General features: G+C 39.8%; 11 protein-coding genes. 10 read left to right on the top strand and 1 reads right to left on the bottom strand.

Annotation, left to right across the window (positions count from 1 at the left end; genetic code table 11):
• Positions 1–328: 328 nt before the first annotated feature.
• From EVJ21_RS14135 to EVJ21_RS14090, 10 genes are all read left to right on the top strand, one after another.
• Positions 329–1,354, top strand: coding sequence for a tyrosine-type recombinase/integrase (locus EVJ21_RS14135; protein WP_071399734.1), 1,026 nt, complete (start codon positions 329–331; stop codon positions 1,352–1,354).
• Between the two features lie 238 nt (positions 1,355–1,592).
• Positions 1,593–2,174, top strand: coding sequence for a YcxB family protein (locus EVJ21_RS14130; RefSeq protein ID WP_131458669.1), 582 nt, complete (start codon positions 1,593–1,595; stop codon positions 2,172–2,174).
• A gap of 491 nt (positions 2,175–2,665) precedes the next feature.
• Positions 2,666–3,274 (top strand): hypothetical protein, encoded by a 609-nt coding sequence (locus tag EVJ21_RS14125; RefSeq protein WP_071399735.1) that lies wholly within the window; start codon positions 2,666–2,668, stop codon positions 3,272–3,274.
• Between the two features lie 1,047 nt (positions 3,275–4,321).
• Positions 4,322–4,918 carry a YcxB family protein gene (locus tag EVJ21_RS14120; protein ID WP_131490752.1) on the top strand — a complete coding sequence of 199 codons (597 nt, stop codon included), beginning with the start codon at positions 4,322–4,324 and terminating at the stop codon, positions 4,916–4,918.
• Positions 4,919–5,638: 720 nt separating this feature from the next.
• Positions 5,639–7,075 (top strand): hypothetical protein, encoded by a 1,437-nt coding sequence (locus tag EVJ21_RS14115; protein WP_071399736.1) that lies wholly within the window; start codon positions 5,639–5,641, stop codon positions 7,073–7,075.
• An 848-nt stretch (positions 7,076–7,923) separates the two neighbouring features.
• Positions 7,924–8,991, top strand: coding sequence for a hypothetical protein (locus EVJ21_RS14110; protein WP_131490751.1), 1,068 nt, complete (start codon positions 7,924–7,926; stop codon positions 8,989–8,991).
• Positions 8,992–9,695: 704 nt separating this feature from the next.
• Positions 9,696–10,478, top strand: coding sequence for a ParA family protein (locus EVJ21_RS14105; protein WP_071399738.1), 783 nt, complete (start codon positions 9,696–9,698; stop codon positions 10,476–10,478).
• Positions 10,475–11,164, top strand: a complete 690-nt coding sequence (locus EVJ21_RS14100; protein ID WP_071399739.1) for a hypothetical protein — start codon at positions 10,475–10,477, stop codon at positions 11,162–11,164. Before EVJ21_RS14105 ends, EVJ21_RS14100 begins: the two co-directional genes overlap by 4 nt.
• Positions 11,161–11,937 carry a ParA family protein gene (locus EVJ21_RS14095; protein WP_071399740.1) on the top strand — a complete coding sequence of 259 codons (777 nt, stop codon included), beginning with the start codon at positions 11,161–11,163 and terminating at the stop codon, positions 11,935–11,937. The genes EVJ21_RS14100 and EVJ21_RS14095 overlap by 4 nt, the downstream gene beginning before the upstream one ends.
• On the top strand, positions 11,934–12,740 hold the full coding sequence (locus EVJ21_RS14090; RefSeq protein ID WP_071399741.1) for a ribbon-helix-helix domain-containing protein: 807 nt from the start codon (positions 11,934–11,936) through the stop codon (positions 12,738–12,740). Before EVJ21_RS14095 ends, EVJ21_RS14090 begins: the two co-directional genes overlap by 4 nt.
• A 70-nt stretch (positions 12,741–12,810) precedes the next feature.
• Here EVJ21_RS14090 and EVJ21_RS14085 read toward each other — a convergent pair whose 3' ends face one another.
• Entirely contained in the window at positions 12,811–13,575 is a 765-nt protein-coding gene (locus EVJ21_RS14085) for a hypothetical protein (protein ID WP_131490750.1), read from the bottom strand.
• Between the last annotated feature and the right edge of the window lie 74 nt (positions 13,576–13,649).

Genomic DNA, 13,649 nt, shown 5'->3' with positions numbered 1-13,649 from the left:
AAAAGTTAATAAACAGAAGTTCATGTTTTTAATATAGTCAATTAACTTAATTCTAGATACGAAGAATTTGTCCATACAATTCTCTCTTTTAGATTTACTACTGGATAAAATAGTTTCTAAATTTAACTTGTGATAATATAAGATTATCACAAGTTAATGGATTTAATTATAATAAAGATACATGTAAGTAATACATCATCATTTTGAATATAAAAGCTTATAACATTCGTATTTTATTATATATTACGTGTGTAATACACAGAAAACACGTTGCTTTTCAATAAATTGGACATTGTTTCCAAAAAACAGAAGGAAAAGAGGGAGAAGCATGGAGATCGAGAAGAAGCAGCAGGCGTTCGAAGTAGCGTTGCGAGAACTGACCGGTGCGAATCCAAAATTGGCCGAGGCATTAAGGAAGGACCATATCGATCTAAAAACGTTGACTGACATCGAAATCATCGAATTGTTCTGGGCGACAGAACTGTTCCCCATCTATGCGGACAAGAGCCCACACACGCGACGCGCATATAAATTGGACCTTGAGTTCATCCTTAATTTTGTTATGACGAAGACAGACGGGTTAAAAGACCTGACCGTTCTCGACATCCATCGCTACCTATTCGAGGTGAACGAACAGTATGCCCCACGCACGGCGCAACGGAAGAACCATATGCTCAAACGTCTCCTGACCTACCTCCACGTCAACCAATATCATCTACATAATCTAGCCTTCCACGTGAAGAACCAGCAGCGCCCTGAGTTGCTCCGACGTGAGGTCGACTTTGCCGAAATCGAGCGGATCGCCGAGTCGTTCCGCTATACCGTCAAGCGAGCACAAAAAAAGGAGCTCATGGAGCTCCGGAACGAGACAATCGGATATTTGTTGCTGACGACCGGAATGCGGGCGGCCGAGCTGCTCTCAGTCCAATTCACCGACGTGAAACGCAACCAGCACACCTTCTACCTCGAGGTGAAAGGCAAGCGTGACAAGTGGCGCCGGATCCCGCTCACCGAGAAGGCGAGTCACCTCATCAACCGACTGCAAACGCTCATGATGATCGAGGAGATCACCTCTCCTTATATCGCCTTCAGCACGAAGAAGTCAGGCAAGGCGATGACCTATGAAGCTCTTCGACTGATGACGCACAACGCGGTCGAGCATGTGGAGACCGAGGAAAAGACACCACCCCATTGGTTCCGTCGCGCCTATATCACGAAACTCTTGGCCAATGGCAGCCCATTGATCGGGGTCATGCAACTGGTCGGTCATAATTCAATTAATACGACGAATGGTTACTTGCAATCGTTAAATCAAATTCAGGATATTTCAAACAATAAATTACCATTTAAATAATTTAATATTTTTTATCGTTTAATGTGGTTTATTTGGAAATTTAATTTATTACTGTTAACCTAAGGTGAACATTTACTAGAAACTGAATATCTTTCTACTCTTATATTTTTTTATAAAAAGAGTAGGCATAGAGAATAACTTTTTTATTCTTGCTTTAAACCACCCATTTTTGAAAATAGAATAATTTCCACATACTTAAAAAGTAATTAAATGCTAAGTAGAAAAGAGGAACAAATGGATGATCGTAAAGTATCAAATGTCATATGAAGATTATATGGCTTTACAAAAAGATTCTTTAAAAAGAACAAAATTTCATCGAATAAAATCTAGTATTCTGTTTATATTGCTAACGGTAATGGTATTTTTATTTGGAATTGTGCTCTCTATTCTTGTTTTGCCTCAATCATCGTACTTAATGTCGTTTAAATTGTACCAACTTCTCCCGATATTTATAGGAATCCTACTTGCCTTGGTAATGATGTGTTATGTTAAAAAGTTTTATGCTTTTGCTACAATTGCAAAACTAAGATTCATGCTTAGAAACGATAAACGTTGGCCACATGATATAACCTTGAATATACATGAAGTCGGTATCGATTTAACATATTCTCGCGAGAATTCGGATACAACCACTAAAGTAATCTGGGACTCGGTTAAAACAATCGGTCAAGACAGAAATCATCTTTTTTTGTATTATGAAGAAACCGAAGCAGTTATTATACCTACAAGTTATAATTTATTAGGTAAAGAAAAACAAGAAATACTCCGAAAGCTACTTAAGCAACATTTAAATTATGAGTTCCAAAATAATAGTGATTAAATCTATCTTCGAGATAATTATCTTTATTATTCAATTTCATACAAAAATATAAAATTATAATTAATTATATGTGTGTGCCCCTTGGGATTGCCAAATATTATTTAAATAAACTCAAAAGATCAACACTCCATGAAATTCTAGCTTTCATGGGGTTTGTTTTTTAAATACCTTTCAATAATTATCTTCACCAGATTATAGAGGTACTTGGACTTAAGGAGCCGCTGGGATGGTAGTGAAACGAACTTAAAATGTATGTTATGGATTTTTATATGAAGGTAAGTTGTTTATGAAAAGAACAGAACTATGTTACTTTCAAATAAGATATAATTTTATATCTAGTGAGGAGAACTTTTCTTCAGAATATAACGGAATCCTAATGCATCAAATGTAAATAACAAAACGTATTTAGACTTAGTACATTGTATTAGATTTCAGAAAAAATTAATCATAAGTGATTATAAAAATAATGACATGAAAATAGGAGAATCTTAATGATTATTAACTACCAATTGACTTATGAAGACATTATCGCACTACAAAAGGATTATTTAAATAAAACAAGGTCTCGTCGACAAAAAAAGACCACCTTAATCATCGCAACAATTTTCATTGTATATTGGATTGGGTTATTCCTTGCTTCACTTCTATTTAAACCGACTTCTTCGACAAGTTCATTTTATGACATACTTCCTATCCTGGGAGCATTTGGATCCGTTTTATTTATTGTATTGATGATGCCGGCTATAAGCAAAATTTCCGATTTTGTGAGGCTCTTAATTTATAGGTTCGTTTTAAAAAAAGACAATAGCTTTCCACGAGATTTAATTTTGCACTTTCAAGAAACTGGAATAGAAATCCACTCAATCAATAATCAAATTAAAAAAATCACTAAGGTTAGTTGGAAATCTATTGAAAGATTGGGTAACGACAAAACTCGTCTGTTTTTATACTATCTTGAATCTAAAGAGGGAGTAATCGTCCCTATTAGCGATGCTAGAATAAGTAAGGCTGAGAAACAAAAGCTTCGGGACCTGCTCAATCAATACTTATCCTCTGACATAATCGCCGCAAACAATAGACACGGACAATTCTTAAGTTGATTCTTTAACTATTAGCAAGTAATTTATTTGAAGCTCGAATTTAAGTTGATGCGGACAGCAAGAAATCCATAGCTTATTACAACTGATAATATAAATGGCGTGAAACTTAAACGATGAATAAAAATTGACTTGCCTTTCAAACCGTATAAATAAAAGCACTTTCTACTAAACCCCTCCGTAAAAGTTGGACTTGAAACTTTTACGGAGGGGTTTGAGGATTGAACATTTAAAAGCTTCAAAATCGTCTGAACCGTCAGTTCGACCAAAACGAGCCAGGCCGGGCAAGGTTTTCGTGACGGACATCGCCTATCTCCCGACACGAAAGTAGCAGAACGTCTATCTCTTTTATGTGAAGGACGTGGCGCACCATATGTCGACGAGCCTTCACATAGACATCGTCTTTCAGAAGATGAAGAAGCTGGAAGAGAACCACCAAAGGAACTTACATCCTGATGCGATGACCATTCGGACTAAGGGTTTCACTATACTTATCCGGCCTACCAATCGCAGATTCGCGGGCTAGGATTGGTCCAGTCTATGTCACGTCGTAGGAACGGTCTGGACAACGCACCGTTCTAGTCTCATTACAAGCACCTGAAGGACCTTGTCGACCAGCGATTGGCACTGAACCTCACCGAGGTTCGTTTAATGGTTAACGCCTATATCGACTATTACAACAGCGAAGGCAAACAATGGAACTTAAAAAAGATGATCCCGTAACAATGCAGAGGCCAGCTAATCGCCGCATAGAAATCGAGGCACTTTTCATTAGACTGTCCCCATGAAACAGAGCTTATTTCATAAATCAAACTAAGCTCTTTTCTGAACTTCAAAAACTGCTTTATTTGAAATGATAATAAGTATTTGTCACTGTATACCTACCTGATAGTGCCCACATTCTTTAACAAATAAAGATATGTACACTCTTTATACAAAATATGATTAAAGTCATATCGCTGGAAAATAACGTAAATAATCTGTTACGGTTGACCTAGGTTAGCATTATGTAAGTAAATTTTATTTATATGGAAGAAGAGGAGCTGTAGGATGGATACAAAATATCAATTGACGTTTGAAGACTTTATGGCCTTACAGAAAGACTCTTTAAAGAGGACCGAGCATCATAAAGCTAGATACAATATTACAACCATCGCACTCGCCATGATGGTCTTCTTGTTCGGCTTTATTGTTCTCCATATCATATTGCCGATGTCTCTCTATTTTTATTCTCTCTATTTGAATTCGGAGAATATATTTAAACTCATCGTAGTATGTTTAGCCATTATCCCCGTCATTCTATTGAGACCGTTCATCGGAAAGTATTACGATTTCGTCACGCTTCGCAAACTCAAATCTGCGTATAAAAATGATACAAGATGGCCACGGGATGTGACGTTGCAGCTCGATGAAACCGGGGTTCACGTAAGCTCTTCTTTTAAAAGTGGGATCAAAAAAACTGATGTGCCATGGGATTCAATTAAGGTCGTTGGTGAAGACGATGGTCACTTCTTTTTATACTATGAAACGAACGAGGCAATCATTGTCCCTAAATTTATTTCTAGCCTGACTGAATCAGAAAATATAGCGTTTTATGATTTGATTGAACAACGCTTGAATAATGATTTTAAGAAAAATGGAATGTAATTAACTATTTATACGAAAGTCCTAATGCTCATAACGGACAAAGTCTTCACTAACAAACATATAACTGAATAAGGTATTTTGAAACTTCCCGTCAAAAGATAAATCTATGGTTTCTTTATCTTTTGACGGTTTTTTATATATTTCATAAGTGCTGCTTATAATACTTAAGCTTCTCATTTTTTAAAGTATTACAACGTTCTAAGATACAAAAATAAACTTTATCAGCATAGACGTGATGTTCAGTCGAATCGGGTTGATTTTTAACATGAGTTGATTCTTCAAAAAACTATAAACGTTATTATAATTGAACAATCCACAAAAGTGTGCGCCGGCGCACACTTTTCTAAATGCTTTTATGTATCATGAACTAACAAATTTGGACATCCTAAAAAAAAGAGAGTCTAAACATTGTTATGTCTCAAACACATGCTAAGCCCACTTTTGATTTAAAACCGATCAAATTGTTTTAAATAATCCTAAAAAATAATTCAAGAGCGCTGACACATCAAGATGCTTAGTTATTTGCCAAGCATCTTTATTCTCTTTTATTGTCGAAGACAGAGTGAAAGAATAAGAAATCGCCTTGTCCACAATATTTATATTCCAAAAGTGTGCGCCGGCGCACACTTATATGAAAACTACGGTATTTGAAATAATTTAATTGAATAAAAAAATATGCCTTAATTTGTGCTATATTTATCCTTAGAAGAGGTGATCAATATGGAGACTCAATCAACCTCCAATGGCCGCTCGCAACAACTCATCATTTCTCAAGCGGTCACGGCTATTCAAAGGCATCGTATGGAGGAGATTCTCCACAGCGTGTCTATCTTTGATATCCAGGAATTCGTCACGACACTTTATCAGGAGCACTATCAATTCGAAAATCTAGAGGCTTCTTATAAGAAGATACGTTATCATTCATTCAACAAGCTAAAGAAGCGATGGGTGCAGGCTGCCATCCGAAACTACGAAGAGGGACGTGGCCCGAAGAAAGAATTGCGTGCCCGGTTCGAGATGATTACCGCATATCATCATTTGGTCGGCCCTGAAGCCTTCCTGAAAGAGTTTCACGTGAAAACCATCGAAAGTTATATGCAACAATGCATCCTAGAATTGAAAGAATGGGCTGAGAATCCGAATCTGTTAATCCATACGTATCCTTACTGGTCCCAAAAGACGGTGAATCAGAAGAAGACCTCACTCAAGACGGATGTTTTGATGATCCTATGGGAGGTCGCCAAAGAGGTAGATCTCAACCAACCGACTGCGCACCATTCTCCGACTCTCGCCGTCGATATCCCGTTCTTCGGTATGTCCGACCGCATCAAGAACCAGACAGACCTGTTGGATGAGAAACTGAACGAAGCGTCGCAGCTGAATCTCGAGCTTCAAAACTATGACACGGTCATCCCGAAATACAAGAAGGGGATTCCCGACCATCTCTCGGTCCTCGTCAGCAAAGAATTCATCCAAGAATTGAACGGGAAAGTGCCGGACCTTGACTCGAAAGACTTCGAGGCCTTCACAGAGATTCTGGCGTATCGGGACATGACGTTCCAGACAAGCCGGAAAATTATCTTCCCGCTCTCGCAGCTCGTCAAGAAGCTGTATGCGAACGATAGTGGGAAAAGCTACGATTTGACGACGCAACGTCTCATGAAGCTCGGTTATTATCGGGTCGCAGGACACAACGAGGACGGGGACTTCTTCATCCGAGGCCTGTTCTCCTCGGTGACCATTAAAAATGCGACGACATTAGCCGAGAGTCAAGTCATCGTCACGGTCAGTGAGGAAATCTACGACGACCTGTTGAAACAACAGATTGTCAGCATCTACGGGGAACAGATCGAACAATTGAAAGGCAGCTTCGCCTATCATCTGGCCTTCGTCCTACAAAAAGAGCGCATGAGCTCCATTCAGACAGGGGAGCAACAACCGGTGCGAAGGCACTGGCGTCAGTTCACCTATTCGATTCGATTCAACAAGGTCCGAAAGGCCGACAACCTGAAAGAGCTTGAGTTGAATCTGGATCGAATCAAGGAACATGATTTCATCCTGAAGGATTGGCACCGTTCCGGCGATTATTACTTCTTCACCTTCTATCCGTTGGAGTCTTGGGAATTGCCAGGTCATTCGGACACGTTACTATTATAACTGTTATCGCGAAGAACCCAGATAGACTGGGTTCTTTTTTAATTAATCTACTTCATTGTTTCACATGAATCACGACGATTCGAATTTAACAGTGAAGTTGGAACCAACACGTCCAATGATGTCGAGTATCGTCGGACATCCTGAATTATATCTTCTCTTGTACCGTACCAAACTTACACTTTCCTCTCATTCTTCTTAAAAAATGGCGCTGGTTTGAATCTACCTTCCCTAAATTTTCATCTTAAGATTCGATAGATATTCAATCAAATCGCCTTTCTTGGTGAATATGGCTTTCCTTTATATCAGATTTCAACGATTTTGGTAATGCATGACCGTACCAAACTTGCACTTTTCGTTTTTTGGTAACAGATGACCGTACTGAAAGTGCATTTTCTTATTTTGGTCACGAAACACCGTACCGAAACTACATTTTTATGGATTCCTCGCCCTTTAGAAAATAAATTTTTGAGACTCTTTTTGTTTTTTTGGTAACAGATGACCGTACTGAAACTACATTTCCTTCTCTTTTGGTAACAAACAACCGTACCAAACTTACAATTTTTCGTTTTTGGTAACAAAACACCGTACCGAAACTACACTTTTCTCCTTTCCATCTAAAAAAATCTACTCTATTCTCTACAGCAATGGCGCTATAGAGCGGATGAATCAATTTTGGTAACAAATGACCGTACTGAAAACGCATATTTTTCTTGGTTCAAAATGGCTTTATATCAACGAATTTTTCATTTTGGTAACAAAATGCCGTACTGAAAACGCACTTTGACACTATCTTGAAAGAGCTGGATACTGAAACTAGCATATTTTAGGATAGGGGAGGTGTAGGAGAGATGATGGAGACGAATCGACACATTTTAATCGCCAATAAACTATTGGTCGCGATGAGCGGATTGACACGCTGGACGAAACGCCCAGATCACTATCGTTATGAGCAGCATCATTATAACATCCCGGCCTGTTTCACGGCCTTCAAATGGACCAAGTCTCGAATCCGTCATATTCTCTCTATTCTCGCCTACGCTGACGACCAAGGGAAGCTTGAATTCATCGAAGACCACATGGTCGCGGATTTTGCCTGTACGTCGGTCCGCTCCCTACATAACAACTTGAAGACCTTCGAACAGAATGGCCTCATGACGGTCATCCGTCACTTCCCAGGAGTGATTTCAATCCAATTGACGGATTACCTTGAAAACTATCGTGATTTGTTTGTAGACGGTGCTGTGGTCGTTTCGAAGACCGGGTATACGTCTGTTTGGCACGGTCTCTTGTCCGAATTAATCGCGCTTGATAATGTGAACACGTTACGACTCGCGCTACGGACAATCGTCCAGGTCGAAAAAGACGTTCATGTCCAGTCAAATGAACAGGCCATCCTGACCTACGATGAGATCAAAGGATTCCTTCCTAAATACTGTGGCCATAAGCTCGCCATCCAAAAGATGATGTCTGGTCTCAAATTCCTTCAAGTGTCGCTTGTTGAAGACAGTAAGCGTTTCTTAAATATGGTCAAACAGAACATCTCGCTCAAGAAACGAGTCCAAGACGCGACACGACCGCTCTTACTTGAAGTCCAGCTATCGGCTGCGCAAGACAGTAAGCAGATCAAAGAGAAAGACCGCACTGAAGTTCAGCTCGTTTGGTTCGAAATGCGCAAGCGAGTAGGGGAGTTCTTCGACTTTGATGCTCTCAAGGTCAACCGTGATTCACTCTTCTCGATGAGCGATACATTCGGGGCCGAGACATTCAAACGGGTCGTCGAAGAGTTAAAACAGGCATTCCTACACCATCGTGAGGACTTGGTCCACTCGAGCACCCATAAGCTGTTCTTTGAAGAACCGATCTTCTATCTCCATCAACGACTAAAAGAGAACCAGGCAAAATTGGCTATCGCATGATGGTCTATTTGTCATGTTCGTTTTTGAAAGTATATATGAAAATGACCCATTCTTTCAGGTGTTTCCTTCTGTTTGTATTGTTTCCCATTCGTTCTAAGTCATCAGTGCATACTGAATCTGCATTTTTTTACTTTTAGGAAAAAAATCAAACCAAACAGTTAAGTAATCAAGGATTTACTGAATTAAATCTTCTCTTGTTTTTTAATTCTCAAATCAGCGTTGAAAAAAAATGAACCTTTGTGAATGAAACGATGGCGCTTTTGAAATATCTCTTTTCACTTAAATCGTCAGAAGGATTGGTACGACTGGCTTGAGCGACCCTCTTCTTTTTCTAATTCTATTAATCTTTATTTAACTCTCTCTAATCTATTTATATTTTTTTAACTCAGAAGAATATGGTTTTATCTCTTCTTCTATTATTTAAAGCATGTTCAGATGTGCCACGTATTTATTCTATAAAAGAGATCTACAAATATGAATGACGTTCACAACAGGAACTTTGTATAAATACCTAGGTCAAAAATGTCTCTGTATACAATTCGACGTCGAAACATATACAAAAAATATTTAGATTCAAAAATCGTATACAAATCCAAATCATTATTGTATACATTTTTATATTGAATTTATCATTGTCTTTGCTGTTTTTGTGTTGAATGGAAAGAGTGAATGTGACATGATATGAAAGAGAAAGGGGAGAGAAGATGAACATACTCACGTTTTACATATCGAAAGGTGGATCAGGCAAGACGACCTGTTCTTTGAATATGGCTTACGCATTGGGTGAGCTGGGACAACGAGTTCTCATCATTGATTTGGATCCCCAAGGCTCACTCAGTAAGTTGATGTTAAAAGAATCTGACACGATCAAGTATATGACGATGTTTGATGTACATACACGCAATCTCGATATCCGAGAAGTCCTGTTTGACGATGAGACGTATCACGTGAGTCTTCTCCCCTCGAATGAACGAAATGCGAGGTTGATCAATTTGATCTCTGAGCAAGACAAGCTCTTTCTATTAAAAGATATGATTGCACCGCTCGAGGATGAGTTTGATTGGATCATCCTAGACTCGGTCCCATCGATCAATGAACTCTCGAAAGTCGTGCTTTCGACGTCAAATATGACGGTCATCCCGTTCATGCCGAAGAAGCTCGTGTTCGATCAACTTGCGAGTACGGTAAGGACCATACAAAAAGTGAAGAAGTTCTATAATCCGGGCCTCGTCATCACGGGAATTCTTCCTGTCGCCATGGATGCTTCGTTAAAGGCAGATAAAGAATACTATGAAGCAATGGAAGCCATCGCGAAGGAGGAGGCAATAGAGATCCTTCCGATGATTAAACGATCCACATTCATTGAGAAAGCTGCCGATAGTGGCAAGAGTGTCATCCAGTACCGCTCCAAGGAATCGAAGGGACTCGCTGAACCGTTTAGACTATTGGCCAAACAAGTCGTTCAACAGGCAGGTGGGACGTCATGAAGGCACGGAACCGAAACATTCATAAAATTAAGCCGAGTGAGCAGCATCCATATCAGAGCGGTTTGACGAATATCAGTACACTCGTTCAAAAACTTCCGGTGTCGAAAGAAGTCGAAGACCTCGTCCATGAAATCAATGAGCTCTCAAAAGTTCAAACGATTTCTGTATTCGAGATCGGGAAGCGGCTGGTCATCGCCCGTTCTGAGATGCATGACAAAAAAGAATGGATCGGTTTTCTCGAAGCCGTTTCGATGTCGAGTTCTCTTGCATCCCGGTATATCAAAGCATATGAGACGTTACATCCACTTGAAGCATCCCTTGCGAGCTTGCCGGCTTCCAAGCTGTTTGAACTGATGTATCTCGACAATGTCGAGGAAGTCGTCGAACAGGGACTCTATATCGACGGCGAGTCTCGAGGTGTCGACGAATTGACGGTCAAACAAATCCGTGAGGCCCGTAAAACACGTGAATCTGTATCGAAGGTCAAAGTCAGCCCGTTTCAAAAACCGAAGAAACCATCTGCGGTTCTTTCTGCACGAATCCCGTCGGATCTGTCCGATCAGTTCCAACAGTATGCGCATGCACAAAACAGGAGTGTAAGTGAGCTGTTGACGGAAATCATCGAGCGGACCGTGAACGACAATATCATCGACGTCACAGACGATAAGCGAGGAGACGAATCATGAAGAAAATCGCATTGTACAATCGAAAGGGCGGCGTCGGGAAGTCGACGACCACCATCAATTTGGCTCATGCCTATGCACGCGACGGATTACGTGTCCTTGTCATCGACGCGGACGACCAGGCCTCTTCGACAAATGGGTTCGGTCTGACAAACGATTATGAAGGCAAGGTGTTACTCGATTGCCTGCTTGAAGAGAATGATCCATTCTATACACCGATCGAACAGGTCATCGTGACATGCGAGTATGAGACGGGAACGGTCTATCTTGTTCCGACGAGACGCTCAGCCTCACCGAGTGACCTGACGAGCCAGATCGGGTACGAGTATCGACTCAGCGAAGAACTCGCCAAAATTGATGAACTGTTTGACATCTGTCTCATCGATTGTCCAGGATCGACTTCTGCCCTTAATCCCTATGCCCGTTGCGCACTCGTCGCTCAGGATCGCATCGTGATGCCTGTACAGATGCAGAAGTTCTCGATGGATGCCGTCTATTCGGCACCAGAAGAATTGGAAGAGATGAAACGATTCCGGGAAGACATTCATATCGCTGCCTTCATCCCTACGATGGTGAGTGCCCGCTCGAAGGGGGATGTCACGACAGTCGAAGAACTTGAAGAACTCGGGAAAGAGGTCGGTATTCCTGTTTTGACGACGATTCCTTATGCGGTGAAGGTTCAGACGTTGCAGCGAGAGTCTCGTCCCGTCATTGATCACAAGAGCCCAGCCACAGACGCCTATCTATTACTTGCTCAGGAGGTACTTGCTTTATGACACGTAACCGAAAGAAACATACGCCTAAAATCTCGACGTTCAGTGCCAACCTTCCGGTGAATCAGAATCAACAAGCGACGGATAGCCGTACGGAACAAGTCGAGGCCGTGAAAGAGTTCTCTGCGACGACGACCGTGTCGAACCCTTATCAGGCCCTCCCAGCGACAGGATTGTCGCGTATCATCACGAAACGGCTTCCCGAGGACATGGATGGAATCGTTCAATATTACAATCATATCGATGCGATTCAAGCGACTAGTTTTGTCGAAAAGTGTCGTATACTTGCCCATGCGAACAGTCTATTCCGTGATCCTGAAACAAAAAAAGAGTTCCAAAAAGAACAAGGAACTTGGAAAGACTTTTTAAACAAGATTGGAATGTCACACCCTCAAGTCAGTCGCTTCGTAGCCTTTTGGAACACGTTTGGTCCGAACATCTTAGAGAAGACTCTCGAGCAAGATTTCAGTGCGACAAAACTTGCTGAGTTGTTGTCGTGGCCAGAAGATCCGAAGCTCGCGTTACTTGAGAATAAGAAGTACTACACAGCTTCAGGAGACAAGACTATCTATGAGATGACGCGTGAAGAACTGCGTGAAGTAAAGCGCATGCTGATTGAGCGTCAAGAGCAACGTGTCATTGAAGGGGATGCCACAACAATCAAACCGATGAAAGTCCAAATCCGATTTGATGATTTGACCGACCCTCTATATGTTGGATTAACTGAAAAAGCCAAGGCAGAACATGTCTCTGCAGATGAAATTATTCGGCGTGCTTTGAGCAACTATTTAAATAGATCTAACTAAAAAAAGGGATTCGAATGCGTTGTTATAACGAAATCGAATCCCTTTCACTTAAACACCATTAGATTTCGAACTATTCTTGAGGATTATTTTTATCAACAATAGTAATCTTCATTTTTAAGTGGTTAATTTTTTTAGACATTACGGGTAAGTACTCAGGAAATGCCTGTTCTTTTAATCGATGGATTTCAATAGGTACTATTCTCCTTCGATCTATAAATATAGCCGCTTCTCTTAAAATTTCTGCTAATTCCTCCAACTCATTTGCTTCTTTATTCAATACGCTTTCTACTTTTTTTGTTAAAACTCTTACTGTTAGAAAAATGATAATAAGTAAAATTACTGATACCATTAACCATTCTAATTTGAAACTGTTTTGCAAATTAATAAAAGTAACAATGAATGGAATGATGATAGAAAGTGAGCTAAAACTTATAACTATACTTTTTCTTTTCTTTTGCGCTTTTTCAAAAATTATAGAACTCAATTTAGATAGATGTTCTGAATTTATGTCTCCATATAGGTTCTCAAGGTAATCAATATGTTGGTCCTTGGTAAATTGATTTTTTAATATATTTGAAATTAGAATGTGTTTGTCTAAGAATGAATTTGAAATGTAAATTATTACACTTGATATTATTAAAAGTGATAAAGACAAAATTAAAAGCCAAGTGATTTTTAAGTATAAAATATAAGTTGTCGACACATAAAACAGAGCAAAGAAGATAGCTCCGTAAAAAAAGAACCTAAATGATTTAGTTTCTTTTGTTTTATAAAGAGGGTTTTTATAATACTTTTTTAAGACTTCTCTTCGATGTAATTGTAATTCCTCAATCATTATTTAATCATCCCCTTATTTTTTTGATATAGAATATTTTACCATGTCAGATTCCATACATATATCTATCATAA

Origin of the sequence: Exiguobacterium sp. SH0S2 (genome assembly GCF_004337185.1) — a bacterium.
Lineage (GTDB): Bacteria > Bacillota > Bacilli > Exiguobacteriales > Exiguobacteriaceae > Exiguobacterium > Exiguobacterium aurantiacum_A.
Note: the sequence above shows the minus strand (reverse complement) of the source record. Positions and strands in the feature narration are given on the sequence as shown.